This window comes from Sorangium sp. So ce1504 (assembly GCF_051521635.1).
Lineage (GTDB): Bacteria > Myxococcota_A > Polyangia > Polyangiales > Polyangiaceae > Sorangium > Sorangium cellulosum_B.
Window position 1 is genome coordinate 11,032,658 of sequence record NZ_CP150365.1, and the last position, 22,737, is coordinate 11,055,394.

The 22,737-nt window shown below is 70.8% G+C and carries 17 protein-coding genes and 1 other RNA gene; 11 read left to right on the forward strand and 7 right to left on the reverse strand.

Translation table 11 applies throughout. The features are described 5' to 3' along the window. Positions 1-22 precede the first annotated feature (22 nt). Positions 23-1,534 (forward strand): glycerol kinase GlpK, encoded by a 1,512-nt coding sequence (glpK, locus tag WMF39_RS41565; protein WP_437741976.1) that lies wholly within the window; start codon positions 23-25, stop codon positions 1,532-1,534. Positions 1,535-1,810: 276 nt separating this feature from the next. After that, the gene (locus WMF39_RS41570; RefSeq protein WP_437741977.1) at positions 1,811-2,596 is read left to right on the forward strand and encodes a UPF0158 family protein; all 786 of its coding nucleotides are present in this window, start codon (positions 1,811-1,813) and stop codon (positions 2,594-2,596) included. 96 nt (positions 2,597-2,692) lie between these two features. Here the strand turns inward: WMF39_RS41570 and WMF39_RS41575 are convergent, their stop codons facing one another. Next, positions 2,693-4,147 carry a carbohydrate porin gene (locus WMF39_RS41575; RefSeq protein ID WP_437741978.1) on the reverse strand — a complete coding sequence of 485 codons (1,455 nt, stop codon included), beginning with the start codon at positions 4,145-4,147 and terminating at the stop codon, positions 2,693-2,695. Between the two features lie 1,161 nt (positions 4,148-5,308). After that, positions 5,309-6,010, reverse strand: a complete 702-nt coding sequence (locus WMF39_RS41580; RefSeq protein WP_437741979.1) for a hypothetical protein — start codon at positions 6,008-6,010, stop codon at positions 5,309-5,311. Between the two features lie 100 nt (positions 6,011-6,110). Here WMF39_RS41580 and WMF39_RS41585 point away from each other — a divergent pair, with 100 nt between their 5' ends. Beyond that, entirely contained in the window at positions 6,111-6,596 is a 486-nt protein-coding gene (locus WMF39_RS41585) for a nitrate reductase associated protein (RefSeq protein WP_437741980.1), read from the forward strand. A gap of 129 nt (positions 6,597-6,725) precedes the next feature. On the opposite strand, the gene WMF39_RS41590 is transcribed toward WMF39_RS41585, so the two are convergent. Genes WMF39_RS41590 through folP form a run of 3 tightly spaced genes read right to left on the reverse strand, consistent with a single transcriptional unit; the run spans position 6,726 to position 9,899 of the window. Beyond that, positions 6,726-7,664 (reverse strand): CdaR family protein, encoded by a 939-nt coding sequence (locus WMF39_RS41590; RefSeq protein ID WP_437741981.1) that lies wholly within the window; start codon positions 7,662-7,664, stop codon positions 6,726-6,728. Then, a complete protein-coding gene (cdaA, locus tag WMF39_RS41595; protein ID WP_437741982.1) occupies positions 7,661-8,968 on the reverse strand; it encodes a diadenylate cyclase CdaA in 1,308 nt (435 codons plus the stop codon). Before cdaA ends, WMF39_RS41590 begins: the two co-directional genes overlap by 4 nt. Continuing rightward, complete coding sequence (folP, locus tag WMF39_RS41600) at positions 8,961-9,899, reverse strand: dihydropteroate synthase (RefSeq protein ID WP_437741983.1); 939 nt, start codon at positions 9,897-9,899, stop codon at positions 8,961-8,963. Before folP ends, cdaA begins: the two co-directional genes overlap by 8 nt. 514 nt (positions 9,900-10,413) lie before the next feature. On the opposite strand from folP, the gene WMF39_RS41605 reads away from it, so the two are divergent. From WMF39_RS41605 to WMF39_RS41615, 3 genes are all read left to right on the forward strand, one after another. Further along, positions 10,414-12,330: an HDIG domain-containing metalloprotein gene (locus tag WMF39_RS41605; protein ID WP_437741984.1), complete on the forward strand. Its 1,917-nt coding sequence runs from the start codon at positions 10,414-10,416 to the stop codon at positions 12,328-12,330. Positions 12,331-12,395: 65 nt separating this feature from the next. Next, positions 12,396-14,123: an acyl-CoA dehydrogenase family protein gene (locus tag WMF39_RS41610; RefSeq protein WP_437741985.1), complete on the forward strand. Its 1,728-nt coding sequence runs from the start codon at positions 12,396-12,398 to the stop codon at positions 14,121-14,123. 280 nt (positions 14,124-14,403) lie between these two features. Next, positions 14,404-15,573: a serine/threonine-protein kinase gene (locus tag WMF39_RS41615; RefSeq protein ID WP_437741986.1), complete on the forward strand. Its 1,170-nt coding sequence runs from the start codon at positions 14,404-14,406 to the stop codon at positions 15,571-15,573. Between the two features lie 108 nt (positions 15,574-15,681). Here WMF39_RS41615 and WMF39_RS41620 read toward each other — a convergent pair whose 3' ends face one another. Both WMF39_RS41620 and WMF39_RS41625 read right to left on the reverse strand, forming a co-directional pair. Then, positions 15,682-16,380, reverse strand: a complete 699-nt coding sequence (locus WMF39_RS41620) for a hypothetical protein (RefSeq protein WP_437741987.1) — start codon at positions 16,378-16,380, stop codon at positions 15,682-15,684. A 120-nt stretch (positions 16,381-16,500) separates the two neighbouring features. Beyond that, complete coding sequence (locus WMF39_RS41625) at positions 16,501-17,601, reverse strand: DUF362 domain-containing protein (protein ID WP_437741988.1); 1,101 nt, start codon at positions 17,599-17,601, stop codon at positions 16,501-16,503. A gap of 329 nt (positions 17,602-17,930) precedes the next feature. On the opposite strand from WMF39_RS41625, the gene WMF39_RS41630 reads away from it, so the two are divergent. From WMF39_RS41630 to WMF39_RS41650, 5 genes are all read left to right on the forward strand, one after another. Next, positions 17,931-18,572 carry a ComEA family DNA-binding protein gene (locus tag WMF39_RS41630; RefSeq protein ID WP_437741989.1) on the forward strand — a complete coding sequence of 214 codons (642 nt, stop codon included), beginning with the start codon at positions 17,931-17,933 and terminating at the stop codon, positions 18,570-18,572. 265 nt (positions 18,573-18,837) lie between these two features. Further along, entirely contained in the window at positions 18,838-20,325 is a 1,488-nt protein-coding gene (locus WMF39_RS41635; RefSeq protein ID WP_437741990.1) for a UDP-N-acetylmuramate--L-alanine ligase, read from the forward strand. After that, the gene (locus tag WMF39_RS41640) at positions 20,322-21,194 is read left to right on the forward strand and encodes an inositol monophosphatase family protein (RefSeq protein WP_437741991.1); all 873 of its coding nucleotides are present in this window, start codon (positions 20,322-20,324) and stop codon (positions 21,192-21,194) included. Before WMF39_RS41635 ends, WMF39_RS41640 begins: the two co-directional genes overlap by 4 nt. Positions 21,195-21,434: 240 nt before the next feature. Then, positions 21,435-21,627: non-coding RNA, 6S RNA (gene ssrS / locus WMF39_RS41645), on the forward strand. Between the two features lie 264 nt (positions 21,628-21,891). Continuing rightward, a complete protein-coding gene (locus tag WMF39_RS41650; protein WP_437741992.1) occupies positions 21,892-22,734 on the forward strand; it encodes a hypothetical protein in 843 nt (280 codons plus the stop codon). The last annotated feature ends 3 nt before the right edge of the window (positions 22,735-22,737 follow it).

Here is a 22,737-nt window from a genome sequence, read left to right on the forward strand (position 1 = left end):
TGCCGCCGCGTTAGTCGGCCGCATGGATTCCGCGTACCTCCTCGCGATCGATCAGGGCACCACCGGAACGACGTCTCTCCTCATGGACACGTCGGGGGCGACGCTGGGCCGCGCGACGCGCGAATTTCGCCAGCACTTCCCGGAGCCGGGCCTCGTCGAGCACGACCCGGAGGAGATCTGGCAGAGCGTTCAGGATGCCGTGGGCGAGACGCTCAGGACGGCGGGCGTGGCCGGCAGCGCGATCAAGGCCATCGGCATCACGAACCAGCGCGAGACGACGCTCGTCTGGGAGCGCGCGACCGGGCGCCCGATCCACCGCGCGATCGTGTGGCAGGACCGCCGCACGGCGGCGCGCTGCGCCGAGCTCCGCGCCGCGGGCCACGAGCAGGCGGTCGAGGAGACCACCGGCCTCGTGCTCGATCCGTACTTCAGCGGCACGAAGCTCGCGTGGCTCCTGGACAACGTGCCCGGCGCGCGCGCGCGCGCCGAGCGCGGCGAGCTCTGCTTCGGCACCATCGACAGCTTCCTCGTCTGGAGGCTCTCGGGCGACGCGGCCGGCGGCTCGCCGGTGCACGCGACCGACGTCACCAACGCGTCGCGCACCCTGCTCATGGGCCTCGCGTCGCTGCGCTGGGACGACGCGATGCTCGCGATGCTCCAGATCCCGCGCTCGCTCTTGCCGCAGATCGTGGGCTCGGCGGGCCGCATCGCGGCGACTCGCGGCTTCCCGCACCTGCCCGACGGCATCCCGATCGCCGGCATCGCGGGCGACCAGCAGGCGGCCCTCTTCGGCCAGGCCTGCTTCGCGACGGGCGACGCGAAGTGCACCTATGGCACCGGCGCGTTCGTGCTGGCCAACATCGGCGATCGCCCGCTCAGGAGCCGCTTCGGCCTGCTCACCTCCGTCGGGTGGAAGATCGGCTCCGAGGTGGTCTTTGCGCTCGAGGGAAGCGCCTTTATCGCCGGTGCGGCGGTGCAGTGGCTCCGCGACGGCCTGGGCCTCATCAAGAGCGCGGCGGAGATCGAGGCGCTCGCCCGCAGCGTGCCCTCGAGCGAGGGCGTCACGTTCGTCCCGGCGCTCTCGGGCCTCGGCGCGCCCTACTGGGATCCGGACGCTCGCGGGATCATCTCCGGGGTGACGCGCGGCACGACCGCGGCGCACCTCGCCCGCGCGACGCTCGAGGGAATCGCGCTCTCCGTGACGGATCTCGTGCGGGCCATGGCCGACGACCTGGGCCACCCGCTGCGCCGGATGCGCGTGGACGGCGGCGCTGCCGCGAACGACCTGCTCATGCAGTTCCAGGCGGACGTGGCGAACGTCGCTATCGAGCGCCCCACCGACCTGGAGACGACGGCGCGAGGCGCGGCAATGCTCGCCGGGGTCGGCGCCGGCCTCTTCCTCACGAAGGAGGACGCGGCCCGCATGTCCCGTGTGGGGCAGAGCTTCCAGGTCGAGATGAGCGAGGCGGCTCGATCCGCCCACCTCCACCGCTGGGCCGACGCCGTCGCCCGCACGCGCTCGAAGCGCAGCTGAGCACTCGCCGATTCCCCTGAATTTCCACGCTGTTTTCCGCTTGAACCAGGTCTTCCGAAGCTCTCTCCCGAGCCGTCATCGCGCCGCGGCTCGGCGGCCGAACGGGCTTCCGGATCAAGGAATCAACCCTAGGTTGCGAGAGTTAGGCCCAGAAGCCCCCAACCAGCGTAGAGTGCTATGACGACGGCGCATTTCCGTTCAAACTTGGTGCACTTGAACCGAGGCGCGCGGCCAGCCCACCGCCGCCTCGCTGCTTTCGATGGAGACGAGGAGGACATGCCGACTACCGAGAATGCTTCAGCCGGCGGGACGGCCGTTCGCGACATCCCGATCGACTGGGAGGCGCTGGAGGACGCCTTCGAGAACAACGCCCCAGAGGTGCACTCGTACCTGCACCTCGGCACGGGCGACGTGCTGCGGGTGGTCGACGGCGTGGCGGATCCGCAGATGCACGCGCGCATCGCGGCAGACGCGAACTATCTCCGGATCGATCCCGTGAGCTCGCGCGAGCAGTACCGGTGGATGGAGCGCTACATCCCGATGGTGGAAGACATGGATCTCCAGGCGAAGCTCAGCCAGGCGATCGATGGCAAGGGCGCGTTCCGTCGCTTCAAGGATGTGTTGATGTCCTACGGTCCGGAGCGGGAGCGCTGGTTCGCGTTCCGTAGCGAGCGGCTGCGGATCTTCATGGAGGCGTGGTTGAGCGCCCACGCGCTGAACCCGGTCCCTCGTCCGCTCTGGGTGCCGGAGGTGCCGTCTCGTCCGGAGCCGGTCGTCCCGGCGGTCCCTGCGGTGGAGCCGCCGGCGCGCGAGCGCGAGGAGACGCGAGAGCCCCGCCGCGGCAAGAGCGTGGAGAGCCTGCGCAAGAACCTCCGCGACATCGCCGAGGCGCTCGGTCCGCGGGATCTCGACACGCTGACGGCGTTCGCGGAGTTCCTGAAGGCGCGCCGCGCGGCGCGCTCGTTCGCGCACCACTACCACGAGGCCCAGGGGCCGGTAGACGACGACGCCGGGCCTGCTTCGCAGGAGATCGCGAGCGAGTCGCGCAGCGACACGGCGTGAGGGCGCGCCGCCGGCGCCGCGATCGCGGCGCCGGGGCGCTGGCCTGAGGGTGGGTGAGGGAACGGAAGGGAGCGGCGGCTTCGAGCGCCGAGCGGTCTAGAAGTACCAGTCGGTGCGCGCGCCGATGTACTGGCCGAGCTTCGAGCCGACGCCCGGACCGGCGCCCGTCCTCTGCAGGTAGCCGGACATCGCCTGATCCCTCGCCGCGTCGTTGTAGATCGCCAGCGAGTAGATGAGCTTGAAGTGCGGCCGCGCGCCGGCGCTCAGCTCGCCGGTCGGCACGAGGGTCGGGACGACCGACACCTTGACCGCGGTGCCCAGCTCGCCGTCGCCGTCCTTACGGCCCTGGAACGAGGCCTCGACGACGGGGTGGAAGTTCTTGTGCGCGAAGATCGTGGCGTTCGCCTGGACCGAGAAGTCCATCTGCTTCTCGAGGGCCGTGGGGGGCGCGGCGCCCTCGGCCTCGTACGCCGCCTTCGTGTAGTGGAAGGTGGCGAGACCTTCCAGGGCGGCGGCGTCGCCGAGCCGGAAGCCGAGGTGCTCGACCGCCTCGATGGCGAAGGAGCCCGCGAAGGTGCCCTCGTCGTTCGCGGTGCCCCAGGTCTGGTACGTCTTCGCGCCGCCGGCGGCGCCGTTGGCGATGCCGGTGCCGAAGCGCACCGCCGTGTCGCTGAAGTTGCCCTGGCCGAGGCCGAGGTGCAGCTTCGCGCCGATGACGCCGCCGAAGTCCGCCGGCGCGTTGTCGGGCACCGCGTAGCCCTCGCCCAGCTTCGCGGCCGGCAGGACATGGAACTCGCCGTGGACCTTGACGTGGTGCTTGGCCTCGCCGCCGAACTCCGCCTTGTAGTTGCCGGCGAAGATGGTGCGGAAGCGCTCGAGGCCCCCGCCCGGCGCGTCCCCGTTCACGTCGACGTTGTAGGGGGGGGTGGTGGCTCCAAAGCCCCGATACCCGAGGATCGCGAGCTGCAGGCCGCCGTACTTGATACCGCCGCCCTGGCCGCTGAGATCGTCGAGGTAGAAGTAGTCGCCGATGGGCGCGTACTGCTCGCGGAAGAACTTCGCGCCGCCCCAGACGCTGAGGCCCGGGACGAGGAAGTTGCCGGCCTCGATGTACGCCTGGTTGAACTGCACCGTGATCGACTGGCCGCCGTTCGAGGACGGCTGCATGAACGGCCCGCCGTACTGGTTCCAGATGGCGAACGTCATCTCGGACTTCACGTAGAAGTCATCCGGCGTCGCGCCCTTCACCACGTGCGCGACGAACGACGGCTCGGAGTAATCGCCCTCTTCGTAGCGGCCGCCGATGCCGAACCCGAGCAGGTTCAGGGACGCGCCCTGGACGTTCTGCCCGTAGACCGGGGACCACGCCATGCCGAGGCGTGAGTACCAGTGCCACTCAAAATTCTCGCTCCCCACCGCGTGAGCCGACCGCGGCGCCGCCGTGAGGCAAAGGGCGGAGACGGAAAGCAGCCCGAGGGCTCGGACAGCGGCGCGCCGACCCGCGATTCGCTTGCTGGGGACCGACGACCTGTCTCTCATAAGTGATGTCATCGAACGACGCTCCTATCCATTCTCTGGGAGTGTGCTTGGGGTGATGGGAGGTGATTCGGCCAGATGGCCAAGCGCGGCAGAGGTAGTGGCCTGTCAAGAGAATCTAAGTTGACTCTGTGGGAAAGAGCCACCCGCTGCCACACATGCGGGGCCCGCGGGGGGCACAGTTAACAGGAACGTTCTGTTCATGTCAAAGGTCTCCGAACACCCTTCGGCAGTTTGTCATCTTCTGCGGCGCGTTATTATTAAGTAATCGAAATCACTTGGTTAAGCAGGACCCGCTCTCTTCCTCGGGCCAGGAACGGGGGCCTAGAATGACGCGTCGCACCAAAAACAGGCTCGCGCTGGCTCTCGCGCTGCCTGAAGTGTTGCCAGAAGAATTCACGGGTGCCCCCTGGTGCGTTACCGGGTGCGCGCCGCGCACGTGACACGGACAGGAAGGCTGCATTGGCGAGCCCCGGCCAGCTGCGCTTTCGCAGCTTTCGCAGCGTGATGGCGCCGCCGCGCACGACGATGTGCCGCGTGTTTCGGGACCACGAACCTGGCTTTTCATGTCGACACCCGGCCGGGGCGTCACCGCGGTGCTCGTCTCTCTCCTGGGTTGAACCCGGGGCGAGCCGTCGGCCCCGCTGAGCGTCATTGACGCTCGCCGGCGCACCGAACGCGCCGCGCCAGCGAGCGGATCCTGCGCGCGCGCGCAGGACCATGCCGCGGAGCACAGGCCGCGCAGGCAGATCGCCCTTGGTCGACAGGATAACGCATCGCGTTGTAACGGCGCAACGACCGACGCAGATCCAGAGCGGGTCAGTCTCGATTGCAGTGCAGCGTGGGTGGACATGTTCTTGTCCAGGAAGGGCGTTGCGCTGTCGCCCCGAAACATCCCATCTGCTTCGGCGAGGCCGGCTGGTGCCTGGCGGGCCTCCGGGCGCGGTAGCGGCGCGCGCCGCGATGCCACCGGCTCGCCGCACCGAACGCCTGAGTTGTTGAAAGAGAGGCCTCCATCCTCTGCATGAGCAACGGCTCGTGAGCCCTCTTCACGATGTCTGGTGCTGTCCTTCGCTATCGAGAGGTGGAATCGACCCGCGAGATGGACTTCTGCTCTCCTGCCGCCCGGGCGTGCAGCTCGACGTGGCGCGCAGCTGGCCGGTCGCTCGGCGCGGCTCAGCGAGCGGGCGTGATGCTCAAGGAGACCCGGGCCCGCGCGTTCTGGTAGTACGCGTCGAGCGCCTGGGCGAGCCGCTGCCCGACATACCAGCGCTTCAGCGCCGGGGCGACCTCCTCGTAGCGTTGATCCTTGAACGGCGTGGCGCCGGAGCGCAGGACGATCTTGAGCTCGAAATCGGTGGGCTCGAGCATCGGCGCGACCATGCGATCCAGGTACAAGCTCGCGCGCGCCTGGCGGCGCAGCAGCGCGTCGAGCTCGTCGGAGCTCATCCCCTCGGCGGCCGCCGCGGCGAGGAGGCGCGCGCGGCCGCGAGCGCGCTGCTCCAGCGCGATCCGGGCGGCCTCGGCCCGCTGCGCCACCTCCGCCGAGGTCGGCGCCGGCGAGATCGGCAGGCTGGCGAGCAGCGTCTCCGCGATGTGCCTGTCGAGCGCGGCGCGCACATGCCTGTCTCGGTACAGCCCGGGCTCCGCGTCAGGATCGGCGAGCGCCTCGAGGCGGGCCTCGAAGGCGAGCTCCCGCTCGAAGATGAACTGAGGCCGGCGCACGCCGCCCGTCTCCGGCGCATGCCAGCGCACGACGACGCGGTCGAGCGGCACCGGCGCCGCGGCCGACGGCGCGACCTGGCCGTGGGCGCTCGGCGTCAGCGACGCGAGCGTGAGCAACGCGAGCAGCGTCGTGAGGAGCCCGGAGCGGCGCACATCGGCAGGCTAGCGCAACCGCGCCGCGCATCCCATTCCGGGCAGCGCCGCGCTCGCGGAGCGCCCGGGGCGCGGGCAGCGGGTATAGAATGGAGCCACCATGTACAGGCAGTTCGCGCTCGAGGGCGAGGTCCACACCTTGCTCGACTGTGTGCCGCTCTCGGTGCGGCGGAAGCTGGACCTCGCCGAGATCAAGATCTCGCTCGCAGGGTGGCAGGCGCTGTCGCGCGCGGAGCGGCTCGCCCTGTGTCACCTGCCGGCCGACACGGACGAGGACGTCGCCGTCTACGCCGAGGTGCTCCGCGGCTTCGCGGAGCGCGCCGGGGTCGCCCTCGCCCCCCTCGCGGGCGCGCCGGTGCGCCGCGCGGCCTGGGATCGGGACAGCGTCAGCGCGCGGCTGCGCGAACGGCTCGGCCCGGACGGCGCGCTCGACGAGGGCGCGCTCGGCCGCCTGGCGGAGCTGACCGAGGAGGAGCGCTACGCCATCGTCAAGCTTGCCGATCCGAAGCGCGGGCCCGAGAAGCTGCGCGCGCTGCTCGGCGAGCTCGGGCTGTCCCGGGACGCCGGCGCTGCCCGCTCGCCGTGAGCCAGGCCGCGGCGAGGATCCCGGGCGCGACGAAGGCGCGGGGGAGCGCGCTGTCCGCGCGGCTCGCGCGGGGCGAGCTCGTGGTCCTCTCGCGCTGACGTGCGGCGGCGGAGCGTCAGCGCGCCGCGCTCACCACTTCACCATGACCTTCGACGGGTTGACCTCCGCGGTGACGCGCGGAACGTCGACGAGCACGTCGAGGAAGTCGCTGCCCGGCTGGCTCAGATCGAGGCTCGCCGCCTTGGGCTCCACGCGCGCCACGATCGCGTCGGCGTTGACGGCGCCCACGTCCTCCGGCGTCCCCGTGATCCTCACCTGCACCACGGCCGGCGCGACCGTCGCGCGCGGGATGCCGATCACCTCGACCTTGCGCTCGAACGTCCGCGTGGCGAGCTCGCGCCCGATCTCGAGCGTCGCCATCACGCTCTCGAAGCTGTACGTCACGAGCTTGGGCGGCCGATCGAGCGCCAGCTGCCGCTGGTAGGTGCCCTCCGTGAGCCCGCTGATGTCGAACGGCGCGGTGCGCGCGAGCTGCATCACGTCGACGACCGAGCGCGGGCCGCGGGCGCTGACCATCGGCGGCTCGACCGAGACCATCCCCTTCACGAGGAACCCCTGCGCGACGTCCCCGGTGCGGGGGACGTGCACCGGGATGGCCCGGGTGACGACGTCGTCCCAGCCGAGCTCGATCGTCGACGGGTACATCTGCTCGACCATCAGCCCGGCTGGCACGTGGAACATCGACGCGTCGAGGTCGATGTGCGTCACCGTGCCGTTGCGGAGATCGAGCCGCAGCGTCCCGAGGCTCTCGGCGCGCAGGTCGTCGAGCTGCGTCCGGGAGCCGCGCACCGTGACCGCCACCTCGTTCGGGATCTGGGTCATGAGCTGCCGGTTGCTCGACTCGGGCGGGAGGATCGAGACGACGCTGAGCATCAGCGTGCGCTGCGCGTTCTCCGCGCCGTGAATGAAGGCGTAGAGGCACAGCGCGAAGGTGATCGAGAGCAGCTTGAGGCTGAGGTTGTCGAGCAGCGCCGAGCGGAGCGCCTCGCGGATGCCGGCAAGCGTCATGGCTCATCTCGCGGGGGCATCCCCTCCGCGCTCCCCTTGGATGCGGCGGTCGCCGCGACCTGCCCGGTCGGGACGAAGGTGCGCTGTGACGGGACGGGGGAGTCGGTCGCGGCCGCCGCGGGGACGTCGACCATGGCCGGCCGGCCGCGCTCGGACGGGCGATCCGCGTCCTGCGGCGAGGCCGTCCCCCCGGCGCCGGCCCCGGCCGCGGCGCGCAGGTCGGCGCTGGATCCCGTCGCGGCGCGCGCCTCGGCGCCCGAGCGCATCGGCGTGGACGTCGACATCCGCGCCATCGGCCGCGCGTCGGGGTCCACGGCCGCCTTGATCATCGAGGACGTCTTCGAGACCGGCGCTGCAGGCTTGGCCTCGATCGGCGCGGGCTTCGCGGCGGCGGGCTTGGCGGGCTCGTGCGCCTGCCCGGCGCCTTGCGTCGCGCCCACGGCGGGGCCGCGCGCCGCCGGCGTGGGGAGGCTCGCGCGGCCGACCTGGGCGACCTTCTTGGCGAAGCGCCGCCTGCGCGACGAGCGGCCGAAGAGCCCGAGCAGCGCGTGCCGCAGCGACTGGCCATCGAGGTTCGAGACGATGTTGCCGCTGAAGCAGAAGCTGATCGTGCCGCGCTCCTCGCTGACGACGACGACGACCGCGTCGGTCTCCTCGGTGATCCCGAGCGCGGCGCGGTGGCGGGAGCCGAGGCTGGCGTCGAGGATCTTGGTCTCCGGCATCGGGAAGAAGACGCCGGCGCGCGCGATCTTGAGATCGCGGATCAGCACCGCGCCGTCGTGCAGCTTGTTCACCGACTCGGGGACGAACAGCGAGACGAGCAGCTCTCGGGTGACGACCGAGTCGATGTGGATCCCCTCGCTCTTGACGAACTCCAGCACGTTGGCGTCCTGCTCGAAGGCGATGATCGCGCCCATGCGGTGGCGGGCGAGCTCGGTCGCGGCGGCCACCACCTCGTCGATGACGCGCGACTGCTGCTCGCGGCCGCTCGTGAACCAGTTGCTGCCGCCCACGCGGATGAGGGCGCGGCGGATGTCGTTCTGGAAGACGACGACCACGATGAGGATGATCGAGGAGAGGAGCCAGGAGAGGAGGTTGAGGAGCGTCGTCAGGCCGAAGATCTTCGCCCCGAGATAGATGAGGAAGACGATGCCGAGCCCGAGGCCCATCTGCATCGCGCGGGTGCCGCGCAGCACGAGGAGCGCGCGATAGACGACGTAGGCGACGATGAAGATGTCGACGAAGTCCCGGATGACCTGCGTCGCCGGCCTCACCGAGAAGAGTCGGAGGAACCCTTCAACCATCGCCGCGCGCCCCCTGGGCGACGGGGCCGTCCGGGCGCCGACGGTCGCCGGCGCCCGCGCGCTCGATCGCGCGCATCACGTCGAGGGCCTGGCGCACGGGGCGGACGTCGTGGACACGGACGGCCGCGGCGCCGCGCGCGGCGCACGCGATCGCGGCGGCGACGGTGCCGCCGAGGCGGTCCGGGGGCGGCGCGAGCGGCGCTTCCCCGCCGTCGCCTCCCCCCGCGGCCTCCGAGGCCGCGGCGCGCGCCAGGAACGACTTGCGGCTCGGCCCGACGAGCACGGGAAAGCCGAGGGCGCAGAGCTCGTGCAGCCTGGCGCACAGCTCGAGCGACTGGCGCGCGTTCTTCGCGAAGCCGAGGCCCGGATCGAGGACGAGCTCGCCGTCCGGCAAGCCTGCCTCGAGCGCCCGCGCGGCGGCGCTCGACCACTCGCGGGCCACGTCGGCCACGACGTCGTCGTAGGCGTCGTCGGGGTACGCGGAGAAGCCGGCCATCGCCGACATCGGGCCGCGGCTGTGCATGAGCACGAGCGACGCCCCGCGCCGAGCGCAGAGCGCGCCGAGCTCCGCCGCGCTGTCGAGCGAGATCGAGTTGACCACGGCCGCGCCATCGTCGAGCGCGCGCGCCGCGACGGCGGGAGAGGTCGTGTCGATGGAGACCACCGCTCCCCTCTTCACCGCGTCGCGCACGCTCCCGCCGATGCGCGCGATCTGCTCGTCATCCGGCACGGGCCGCGCGCCCGGCCGCGTCGACTCCGCGCCGATGTCGATCATGTCTGCCCCCTCGGAGAGCATCGCATCGATCTGCGCGAGAGCCGTATCTTCATCCGCAAAGCGACCGCCGTCGGAGAACGAGTCCGGCGTGCGGTTCAGGACCCCCATGATCACCACGCTCCTGCGGCGTTCGAGCAGCATGCGCAGCGGGGACATTTCCTGTGGGTAGCAACTTTTGCGCCGAACGGCAATTGTCTGCTCGAATCGATGTTTTCCAGGAGCAATTGGAACATCGCGAGGGGGGTCCGGCGCGTCGCGCTCTGCCAACCGCCGGCTGGGCCGGCGGGCGCGCGCCGGCGTTGGACGGCGCACCGGCGTCCACATTCGCTTCGGGCGCCGGCTTCCCGGCGGCCGTCCCACGCTCGGGCGGGGACTCAGCGCGAACCATGGGGAAGAAACGGTACGGAGGGAACGGAGGGTACGCAGAGAACGGAGGCAATCAGGCAAGGGGAAGCAAGGGGAAGCAAGGCCGAGTCAGCGGCGCGCGGCGCCGGGTCCCCCCCCCCACGCTCCGCGCGCCGCTGACTCGGCCTTGCTTCTTTGCTAGGGTCCCGCCTACACATTCACATCGGCGGCCCCTCGCGGTCGTCCGGTGCGGGCGGGGACACGCGCGAGCGTGCCCCGTCAACCGTTTCTCAGGCTGCACCAGCGGACGAGACCGAGCGGTTCCATGCTGCGCACGCGTATCCGGGCAGGTCCCCTCGCCGGCTTCGTCTTGAGCGCCCTCTTCGCGGCGTGCTTCGCCGTGCTCGGCGTGGGCGAGCTCTTCATCCCTGCGCTCAGCCCCGAGATGGGCATGCCTGCGCCCGTGACGCTGCGCGTCCCGTACGGTCCGCGGATCGTGCGCGACACGCACGACGGGAGCTTCACGCTTTCGTACGAGCACAGGCGCGTGATCGTGCCGCGCGGCACGGTCCTCTCGGAGCACAACGAGGATCACAACGCCGCGATGGCGTACGAGACGGTGCGGCGGATGCGGCGGCCCGGGCTCGGCGCGCGCCTCGCGAGCATGTACGCCATCTACCTCATCGTCTGCCTGATGCTGACGGTCTACCTGCGTCGCTTCGGGCAGAACCGGGTGCGGCTGCTCCGCACGCAGGTGGGCATGTTCGTCCTGATGACGGGCTCGCTCATCGTCGCGAAGCTCCTCCTGCTCTTCACGGCGCTGCCCGAGTTCTGGATGCCGGTCGCGGCGCTCCCGCTCTGGGTGGCGATCGCGTTCGATCGGCGGACCGCGTTCCTCGTCGAGGTCGGGGTCGCGTTCATCGCGTCGTCGCTGCTCCGGTTCGACGTCGTGCTCCTGTCGGTGCTGCTCGTGCGCGGCATCGCCGCGACGATGTTCTTCTTCAAGCGCAAGGGCTCGCGGCAGCTGTTCGTCGCGGGCAGCCTGGCGGGCATCGCCGGCGCGATCGGGTTCATCGCGCTGACCGTGCTGTTCGAGGGGAGCTTCGATCTCGGCGCCGATCTGAAGCGCTGGCTCGGCTCCAACGTGCTGGCCTGCATCGGCGGGGGGTTGCTCGTCGGCGTGCTCGGTCGGAGCCTGAGGGAGCCGGCCGAGCGGGCGATGGGGCACGTGCCCCGCGACAAGCTGCTCGACCTCACCGACCTGGAGCAGCCGCTGCTCAAGAAGATGGCGGCAGAGGCGCCGGGCAGCTGGGAGCACGCGCGCGCGATGGCGAACCTCGCCGAGGCCTCGGCCGCGGCGATCGGCGCCGACGCGCTGCTGACGCGCGTGGGCGCCTACTACCACGACCTCGGCAAGACGGTGCAGCCCAAGTACTTCATCGAGAACCTCCCGCCCGGCGAGCGATCGCCGCACGAGGAGCTCGATCCGGAGGTGAGCGCCGACGCGATCATGGCGCACGTCGTGATGGGCACGAAGATCCTGCGTGAGGGCAACATCCCCGAGCCGGTGGTCGAGTTCGCGTACACCCACCACGGCACGCAGGTCGTCGAGTATTTCTGGCACAAGTGCGTCGAGCAAGGGAACCCGAAGGACCTGACGCAGGAGCACTTCCGCTACCCCGGCATGAAGCCGCAGACGAAGGAGACGGCCATCCTGATGCTCGTCGACTCCATCGAGGCGGCGTCGCGGACCATCTGGCCGCCCGAGCACAAGAAGTTCGAGGAGATGATCCAGCGGGTGATGTTCTCGAAGCTCGCGTCTGGCCAGCTCGATCAATCCGGGCTGACGATCGAGGACCTGCGCATCATGACGAGCCGGATGGCGTCGACGCTGGTCAACATGTACCACGGGCGCATCAAGTACCCGTGGCAGCGCGAGAGCGATCGCGCCGGGCACACGCCTGCGCCGCCGACGGTCACGCCGCACCCCACGCGCCCCGGCACGCCCACGCCCGTCCCCGCGTCCAGCGCGCCGGGTCGGGACGGGAGCGCCGCCCCGCCGCCCTCCTCGAGCGCGCGAGGCGCTGTCCCGCCGCCCCCCGCGAGCACTCGGGGCGCTGTGCCGCCGTCCTCCTCGAGCGCGCGGGGCGCGGTCGCGCCCGTCGTCGTGGACGAAGCCGGTGGGCCCGTGAAGGACGAGAGCCCAGCGGAGTCCGTGCGGACGCCGAGGAAGACGCACTGAGCAGGCCGGGCGCGCCGCGCGCTCCCGCGGAGGCCGAGCGGCCTGCTCCAGGAAAGGACGGTCCGATGCCTCCCACGATAGAGCAGAGCTTCATGAAGGCCCTCTTCCACGGCATCATCGCCGAGGACATCATCTTCCCGTATCCCGAGATGCCCGCCGAGGACCGGGAGACGACGTCGATGATGCTCGACAGCGTGCGGAGGTTCTTCGCGTCGAGCGTCGACAGCAGCCGGATCGACCGGGAGCACGCCATCGATCCGGGCGTCCTGGCCGAGATGAAGAGGCTCGGCCTGATGGGCCTGCAGATCCCTGCCGAGCACGGCGGCGCCAACCTCAGCAACATGGCGTATGCGCGCGTGATGCAGGAGATCGGCGGGCTCGACGCGTCGATCGCCGTCACCCTCGGCGCGCACCAGTCGATCGGCTTCAAGGCGATCCAGCTCTTCGGGACGGAGGAGCAGAAGCAGCGCTATCTCCCGAAGCTCGCGACCGGCGAGTGGATGGCGGCCTTCGCCCTGACGGAGCCGGGCGCCGGCTCCGACGCCGCGGCGATCAGGACGCGCGCCGAGATGTCGGCCGACGGCTCGTACTACACCCTGAACGGGTCGAAGATCTGGATCACGAACGGCGGCTTCGCCGACGTCTTCACGGTGTTCGCCCGGACCTCGGCGCTCGAGGAGGGCAAGAAGCCGAAGCTCACCGCCTTCATCGTGGAGCGGAGCATGGGCGTGAAGAGCGGGCCGAACGAGCAGAAGCTCGGGATCCGCGGCTCCTCGACGACGGAGCTCTTCTTCGACGACGTGAAGGTCCCGCGCGAGAACGTTCTGGGCGAGGTCGGCAAGGGCTTCAAGGTCGCCGTCGAGGTGCTCAACAACGGGCGCCTCGGGCTCTCGGCGGGGTGCGTGGGCGCGTGCAACACGCTGATCCGGATGGCGCTCGACCGGGTCCAGGAGCGGCGCGCGTTCGGCCGGAGCATCGGCGACTTCGGGCTCATCAAGGACAAGATCGCGACGATGCTGGCGCACACGTACGCGCTCGAGTCCATCACGTACCTGACGGCGAGCCTCGCCGACGCCAAGGTCCCCGACTTCTCTATCGAGAGCGCGATCTGCAAGGTCATGGGGAGCGAGACCCTGTGGTTCGTGGTCAACGAGACGCTCCAGATCGCCGCCGGCATCGGCTACATGGAGGAGTACCCCTACGAGCGGCACCTGCGCGACGCGCGGATCAACATGATCTTCGAGGGGACGAACGAGATCCTGCGCTGTTTCATGGCGCTCTCCGGGATGAGCGGCCCGGGCAAGTCGCTCGCGGACGTCGCGAAGGCGATGCGAGAGCCCATCAAGGGCTTCGGGCTGCTCAGCGATTTCGCGCTCCGCAAGGCGCGGTCGGTGCTCGGGCGCGAGCGGATGTCGAAGGCGCACCCGCTGCTCAGCCGGGAGGCGGTGATCTTCGAGGACTGCACCTCCGAGCTCGCCACCCACAGCGAGGACATGCTCCGGAAGCACGGGCGGGAGATCGCGGAGATGCAGTACGCGCAGCGCCGCATCGCGGAGATGGCCATCGACCTGTACTGCATGGCCGCATGCATTTCGCGCACGACCCGGGCCATCGAGCGGCGCGGGGAGGACGGGGCGCGGCGGGAGATCGATCTCACGACCGTGTTCACCGGCATCGCGCAGAAGCGGCTGAGGCAGCACGTCGCTGACTTCCAGAAGAACGACGACGAGCTGCGCAAGGCCATCGCGGTGCGAGCTTATGCGGATCGCGCCTACCCATTCGACATCCTGTAATCGCAGTCCGCCGCACCTCGACGGACATCGATTCACCTCAAGTCGCATAGAGTCACACACGCGCCACGCGCGCTTCGGCGCAGTATGCTCATTCATTGTGAGCTGCGCTCTGTTTCGGGACGTTTTCAGCTCACCGCCCGGACGGATTGCTCTATAGTTTGATCAGGCGTAGTATTGGGGGTGGGCCCTTCGACAGGAATCAGGTGATCACTTGTCCCAGGCTAGAGCATTGGGTGGCAGGTGCGGAGCCATGAAGGAGACTGCTGAAGGTCGTGCCGTCATGGACAAGTACCGTCTCGAGCGCAGGCTGGGAGGCGGTGGGATGGGTGATCTGTGGCTGGGCTTCGATATCAAGCTCAGGCGGCGGGTCGTCATCAAATTCATCCGGAGCTTCGCGGCGACGGAGCCGGAGCTCATCGCCCGCTTCGAGCGCGAGGCCCGCGCGTCCGCGCGTGTCCGGAGCCCCTATGTCATCGAGACCTACGATTACGGCGTCGATCGCGGCTGCGCGTTCATCGTCATGGAGTACCTCGAGGGAGAGGACCTGAATCGCCGCCTCGAGCGCGAGGAGCGGATCCCGCTCGCGCAGGCGACGGCCTTGTTCACGCAGCTCGGCAAGGCGCTCGACGCGATCCACGCCGCGGGGGTGATCCACCGGGATCTGAAGCCGGGGAACATCTTCATCACATCTTCGGCGGGCGACGATCTGGTCAAGGTCGTCGATTTCGGCGTCGCGAAGTCGTCCTGCTCGCGCGATCGGATCACGAAGACGGGCATGGTCCTCGGGACACCCAGGTACATGAGCCCCGAGCAGACCATGGCGCCCAGGCAGGTCGATTACAGGAGCGATCTCTGGTCGATGGCGGTGATCCTCTACCGCGCGATCACCGGCCAGTGTCCCTTCGCGGGCGCCAACATCAATGAGCTGGTCAGGCACATCTGTCAGACGTCGTTCCCGAAGGCGTCCGAGCTCGCGCCGGAGCTCCCGCCCGGGATCGACGCGTTCTTCGCCCGAACGTTCGAGTTCGATCCGGAGGCGCGGTTCCAGTCGGGCAAGGAGATGATGGAAGCGTTCTCCGCGATCGTGCAGGTGCCGGCCTCCCTGCCGTCGTCGGAGTCGCTGCGGGCGATCCCCGTCCCACCGCCGTCCGAGCGGAGCGCCATCGTGAAGCGGAGCGCGATAGGCGCGGTCGCGGCCCCGCTTCGCTGCGCGATGGATGATCAGACGACCATGGCCGCCATGCTGGCGGCGCCGGCGAACGATCTCGGCGGCCCCACGGCGACGGACGCCGCCGTCGAGCCCGCCTCCGCCTCGTGCGACCGGCACAGCGAGGTCGTTCTGGACAGCCGCGTCCTGCCGCCGCTCCGGGTCCCCTGGATGGTCGCCGTCGGCCTGCTCATCGCGGCCGCTTGCGTTGTTTTCCACAGCGTGGCTCAGGGCGCGCCGTGATCGCTCGAGGCCGCGGAGAGCCCGGCGCCCGGAGGACCGTGATCTCGCGGGGCGCCGCGACGCCGCCCTGGCGGTATCGCCGGCCATCGCCAGGGCGCGGCGGCGCCGTTACCGCGCGCTGGTCGTGGGCGCGTCGGTGATGCCGGACGTCCACTTGAGCTTCGGGGCGCCCTCGTCGATCCAGCGGTCGCGCACCCGGCGCGCGAGCTCGGGGTGCTGGGTCGACTTCACGGCCATCGCGGCCACGAGGCATGTCCCCGGCCACGACTCGTAGACGGCGATCGCGCCGACGTACTCGTCGCTCGCAAGCACCGAGTCGACGCTGCCCTGGAGGACCTTGAACACGAGCGGCCGCACCTCACCGTCGATCTCCTGCGTCGTGCGGATGATCTGCGCCTCCCCGAGCCGCACGCCATAACCGTCGGCGAGCGGCGCGTTCTTCGCCCAGAACTCGTCGAGGCAGCTGTCGGGGTCGCTCGGCCCCGTGGTGGTCGTGTAGACGACCGACAGGGCGGCGTAGTGCTCGTCGCCGTACCGGAAGGTCGCGCGCGTCGGGTAGGTCAAGATCCGCACCCTGCGCCAGCTCTTCCAGTCGACCAGGGGCACGTCGAGCGTGTTGAACCGGTCCTGCCGCCTCCCCCACGGCTCGGCCAGCAGCCGCTCTAGCGCGGCCCGCTCGGGGTCTGCCGCGTCGCCCCCCGGGTTCTCGCGGGTGACCGACGCCGGCGTCGGAGGCAACCCCGGCGGCCTCGTCGGGGGGGTGCTGCTGCAGGCGACGAGCGCGAGGGACGCGAGGACCGGGACCACCGGCGCGGCCCTCCGGCGTGTGGACGAGCGCGCAGTCGACCTGGAGCAGGACATGAGCAACACGAGCCTCGGCGAGCGGCCTCATCGACGGCGGTCACGCGGGCGGATCCCGCGGCGCCGCTACAATCCGACCTCGCGCATCGCGATTTTATTCTTGTCGAAGACGCCCAGACCGAGCTCGCCCGCGATGCGAATGTACGAAGGTTCACGGCTCGCCTCTTTCAGCGTGGGCAACCCGTTCTCCTTGCGCCACGTCTCGACCACGCCCCAGCCGATCACGTCCATCGCGACCGGATCGGTCGTCGCGTAGACCGACTCGTGGAGGACGCGCCGCTTCGGGTTCTTGTCGAGCGGGCCCTGGTCGTAGATGAGCTTGAAGCCGTCCGTGATGTGCAGGCGGACACGGCTCTTCACGATGTCCTGCCCGTAGAGCTCCGCGATCTGCGGGCTCGCGGTGTGCTCGTGGAAGGAGTGCGGGTTGATGGTCGCGCCGTGGGTGATGTTCTTGAGGCAGCCGGTATAGCCGCAGATCGAGTGGTCCTTGATCAGCGAGACGTTGATCACCGCCGTCGCCTGGGTGAACGGGCGCACGAACTTGGTGGGGATGCCGCAGACCGAGATGCTCGGCATCACCGCGTCCTTGTTCTCGTGCACCGCGGCGCGGATCCCGGCCGGGAACTCGGCCGCCGGCTTGGCGCTGCGGTCGGCGCAGCGGGTGCCGGCGAGGAAGGACGGGTACTGCTCGAAGATCTCCACGTTCTCCGCGGGGACGCCCGCCGCGATCACCCCGCGCACGATCTCGAGCACGAGCTCCTTGTTGGTGGCCATGGTCGCCCCCTTCTGGCCGGCGATCCCGTTGGTCTTGATCGCCACACGGTCGTCCTTGTGGACGAACCGCGCGAAGGCGGCCCCGAGGTCGGCCTTCCCGGTGAGCTCGGCCATCGCCCGTTCGAGCATCACCTTCGCCGCGGACGCGTCGGGCCAGAGGCCGTTCGGCTGCATCGAGTTCGACTTCGTGACCTTCACGATCTTCCCCGGAATGGAGAGCGGCGTGAAGCCGGGGGGCGGCGCGGCCGCGAGGCTCAGGGGCGCCTCCGCGAACGCCGCGCGCGGGCCGAGGAGCGCGGCGCCCGCGGCGCCGGCGACGAGCCCGCCGAGGAAGCCTCGGCGCGAGCGCCCCGCGGGGCCGGGATCAACGAAGCGACGGGGATCGTGGGGCATAAGACCTCGTGGTGAGCGCCTCGCGGCGGTGGCGGATGCCGCCGGTCGCGGGGCGCCCGGGGCGCTGATGGTAGCCGAGCTTCTCGCTCGAGACACGGCGCTCGGCCGCCCGGCGGCGAGGTCGACCGCGCCGCGCGCCTCCGCCATGGCGGCGCCAGGCCCCGGAGCGCCTCCCACCCGGGATTTGCTCGGGTTTCCTGGCAAGCGCGCGCCGGCACGCCGCTCGCTTGGCGGTGGCGGCGACGCCGACGAGACGAACGCCGCTCACGGGTGCGCGGAGGGCGACGTCCTTGGCACGAGACGGGAAGACCGGAAGGAGACGCGGCACGATGCAAGCGACATCGAAGGAGACAGGCTCGCCCGCCGGGCCGGCCGATGCAGTGCAGGACAACGAGGTGATTCGCCCCTGGCGAGAGCGGGCGCTGGCAGCGCTGAGGGACTCGGCCTGGACCGCGCTGGGCGGCAAGGTCGCGGCCTACATTGCGGGGTTCTTCGCGCTGGCGCTCGTGGGCTCCGGGCACGCGCTGAGCCTGCTCCCGGCCCGCCCGGCAAACCCGGCCCGCCCGACAGACCCGACCGCGGAGCTGGCGATGGTCGCCGGCGATCCAGCGCCGCTCGGCTCCGCCGGAAGCCCGCCGCCCCAGGCCGGAAGCCCGCCGCCCCAGGCCACCTCCGAGCCCGGCGCCGACGCGGGAGCTGCAGCGGTAGAGCCGCCGCCGCCCAGCGATGGCGGGGCCGGCGCTCCTGCGGGCGGCGGCGTGACCGCAGACGGAAAGGTCGTGCTGAACCTCGCGACCGAGGCGGACCTCCGGCGCCTTCCCGGCGTCGGCCCGGCGAAGGCGGCCGCGATCCTGGCGCTGCGAGCCAAGCTCAAGCGCTTCCGGAAGGTCGATGACCTGCTCCGGGTCAAGGGGCTGGGCCGGCGGTCGCTGAAGCGGCTGAGGCCGCTCGTGCTCGTCGATCCGCCTTGACGCTGGACGCGAGCCGCAGCGCAGCTCGCCGCCTCGGTCGAGCCGTCCAGACAGGGAGTCTGCCAGGACCGGTCAACGCGCGGAGCGCGAGATGTCGAGTCAAGGCGCGCTCGTTCTCTTCGGTATCCCCGCAACGAGATCGCGCGCGCGACTCCAGACGTCGCGGACGCGGCGCGCGGCGACTCCCTGGGACCGGCGCGGTCTGGCGAGCTCTCGCGCGGATGCCCCCTTGCCCCCCCGGGGCGCTCGGGCACACTGCGCCGCGATGCACGTCCACTTCGTCGCCGTCGCGGGCACCGGCATGGGTGCGCTGGCGGGGCTCTTCAAGGCCGCGGGGCACGACGTCTCGGGCTCCGACGCCTCGTTCTACCCGCCCATGGGGCCGGCCCTCGAGCGGTGGGGCATCCGCCTCCTGACCGGGTTCGATCCCGCGCACCTCGACCCCCGGCCCGATCTCGTCGTGATCGGCAACGTCTGCCGCCCGACGAACCCCGAGGCCCGCGCCGCGATCGACGGAGGCATGCGGGTGACCACGATGGCGCACGCGCTCGCGGATCACATGCTCACCGGCCGCTCCCCGCTCGTCGTGGCCGGCACGCACGGCAAGACGACGACGAGCTCGATGTGCGCGTGGATCCTTCACGAGGCGGGCAGGGACCCTGGCTTCCTCATCGGCGGCCTGCCGAAGAACTTCGAGGCGAGCTTCCGCCTGCCCCGGAGCGCCTCCTCGGCGAGCGACCGCCGCGGCCTGCCGCTCCTCGGCGAGGCGGGCGCTGGGCGCCGCAGGACGCCGTTCGTCGTCGAAGGCGACGAGTACGACACCGCCTTCTTCGAGAAGACGCCGAAGTTCTGGCACTACCAGCCCGAGGTGGGCGTCGTCACGTCGATGGAGCACGATCACATCGACATCTACCCCGACGCCGCGTCCTACGAGGCGGCGTTCCGCGGGTTCGTCGAGCGGATCCCGGAGACCGGGCTCCTCGTGGCGGCGGCGCACGATCCGCGGGTCGTCGAGCTGGTGTCGCGATCGGCGCGCGCAGAGGTGGCGTGGTTCGCGCTCGAGGGCGACGACACGCACGGGCAGCCGCCGCACTGGCTCGCCGCGCCCGCGGAGGCCGGCGAGAGCGGCCAGTCGTTCGATCTGTACGCCGGCGGCGTCCTGGCCGGGCGCTTCGCCCTGCAGATGCCGGGGCACCACAACGTGCGCAACGCCATCGCCGCGATCGCGGCCGCGGCGCAGGGCTTCGGCGTGCCGCTCTCGACCGCGACCACGGCGCTCGCCGGCTTCGCGGGCGTCCGGCGCCGGCAGGACCTCCTCTTCGAGGCGCGCGGGGTCCGCGTCTACGACGACTTCGCGCACCACCCGACCGCGGTGGACGAGACGCTGCGCGCGCTCCGGTCCAGGCACCCGGGAGGCGCGCTGTGGGCGGTGTTCGAGCCGCGCAGCGCGACCGCGTGCCGCGCCCTCCACCAGGAGCCTTACGGGCGCGCGTTCGACGCGGCCGACCGCGTCGTGCTTGCGCCGCTCGGGCGCCCGGACATCGCCGCCGGCGAGCGGCTCGATCTCGACAGGCTGGTGCGCGACATCGAGCGCGGGGGCAAGCGCGCGGAGGCGGCGGCCTCGGTGGAAGCGATCGTCGCCGCGATCGCGCGCGACGCGCGGGAGGGCGACACGATCGCGCTCCTGTCCAACGGGGCGTTCGGCGGCATCTACGAGAAGCTCCGCGGCGCGCTGTCGGCGGGGGCGCGATGAGCGGGCGCGGATCAGCCGAGCTGCTCGATTTCTCCGAGATCGCGCTGCGCGTCGCCGAGGAGGCGGGAGCGCTCGTCCAGGCCGGGTTCCGGGCAGGGCCGCGCGGCCTGCACGTGGAGGAGAAGGGGCCGCACGATCTCGTGACCGAGTTCGACCGGGCGAGCGAGGACCTGCTCGTCGCGCGGCTCGACGCGCTCACGCCCGGCGTCGCCGTCGTCGGCGAGGAGCAGAGCGCCGCGCGCCGCGCGGAGCCGCGCGGCGGGCTCGTCTGGTACGTCGATCCGCTCGACGGCACGACGAACTTCGTCCACGGCCATCCGTTCTGGTGCGTGTCCGTCGGCCTGATGGATGACGACGTGCCCGTCGCCGGCGCCGTCGTCGCGCCCGCGCTCGGGCTCCGCTGGACGGGCTTCCGGCCGCGCGGCGCCGCTCGCGCGCCGGTGGGCACGGCGGCGATCGACGGAGAGGCGCGCCGCAACGGCGAGCGATGCGCGGTCAGCGCCACGGCGTCGCTGGAGCGCGCGATGGTGGCGACCGGCTTCCCGCCGATCCGCGACCGGGCGCCGGACAACAACTTCGACGCCTTCATGACCGTCAAGCGCAACGCGCAGGCCGTGCGTCGTTGCGGCAGCGCGGCCATCGATCTCTGCATGGTCGCGGACGGAACCTACGATGCGTACTGGGAGCGCCGGCTGCATGCATGGGACGTCGCCGCCGGAAGCGCGATCGTGCGCGGCGCGGGCGGCGTCATCACCGCGCTCGACGGCGGTCCGCCGAACTACTACACAGGCAACATCGTGGCGTCGAACGGCCTCGTCCATGCCCCCATCGTCGCGCTGTTCTCTCACCCGGGCTCGCCGACCTGCTAGGCGCCGGCCAGCTCGGGGCTACCCGTACGCCATCAGGCTCTCGCGCATCTCACGCATGACGCGTGCAGGACTCACGGGTGAATCGGGCGAGATCCTTGCGCGATTCATGCATGACCCGTGCGAGCGATGCGAACCGCGAACCGCGAACCGCGAACGATGACCGGCGAACGCGACCATCAAAACATGAGCACGTGCGGAAGAGCTGTTGACGGAGCCGCCCAGTGAACTATCCTATGGTTGTTCCCTCTGCCGACTTCGTGAGGCGCTGGACAATTGAATCCCGAGTAAGCAAGAACCAGGGAGCCAACAACGATACCGTGGTGAGCTAGGCCCGGAACCATTCACCGGGAAGCCTGAAGCGGTACTTAGGCTCCCACCTAGCAGCTATGCTAGGGGTTCAAGTCCTTCGGCCCACGTCCTCGGCGGTACGGAACATCTCTCCCCTGCGGGCCGTCCAAGCGGCCCGCAGTTTTTTGATGCCCTCGACATGCGCCCGGCGACCGGCGCACCGCGGCATCACCTGACGGCGGGGGGTACCCCCGCCTTGTCCGGTGCCGCGGCGCTCGCGGCACCGGACAAGGCCAAGCACACCGCACAAGGAACGGGGAGCCCGGAGGGCGGCGCGGGCGGGGCGCGCGGCGCACGGCCCGGCTTTTGTTTCCGTTCTCATCCCCCTTCCGGTAGCTTCGGGCCTGCGATGGATACGAGATCCCCTCGATCTGCAGGTGCGCAGCACGACGAGCAGCGCCCGCTCGTCGGCGCAGCGCGGTTTGGGTCGTCAAGCCACCTCGCGCGCCGCCTCCCCGGCAGCTCGCGCTTCGTCCGGCGCCTGGCCTTGACGCTCGCGATCCTCACCGTGCCCGGGGCCGCCCTGGCGGCGGTGACGATCAAGGGCCGGGCCACGGGCATGCCCAAGCTCCTGAACCCGGTCTGGAACGAGGCCAAGGACCCGAAGGCGAACCGGTACACCTTCCGCGAGCCGTCCCCGACCGTCCGCGCCGATGTCCGCGCGCTCTTCGGCTACGCGCCGAAGGAGCTGTGCATCGCCGCGCTCGGCGAGAAGGGCGCGCCGCTCAAGACGCCGCGCTCGATCGTCATCGCGGGCGGGCGCACCTCCCCGGTGACGCTCGTCGTCGCCGAGGGCCAGCAGATCCAGTTCGAGAACCAGGACCCGTTCCCGCACAAGATCTACGACGTCGGCAACAAAGGGCTCCAGCCGGTCGAGATCGCCGCGGCCAAGACCCGCGCCTGGACACCGCCAGGCCCCGGCAAGTACGAGCTCCGCGACCAGCTCGCCCCGAGCGTCCGGTCGTGGATCGTCGTCGAGCCGAGGGCGGTGGCCGTCGCCTACCCGGATCGTCAGGGCAACTTCGCCATGGAGATCGAGGCCGGCACGTACACGCTGCAGGGCTACTTCAACGGCGAGCCGGTCGGGAAGGCCATCGAGGCGATCGTGAAGCCCGGGCCGGACGAGCAGTTCATCAAGGACCCGGTCGTCGTGGGTGAGGCCGGCGGACCGAGCGCGGAGGCTGGAAAGTAGGCC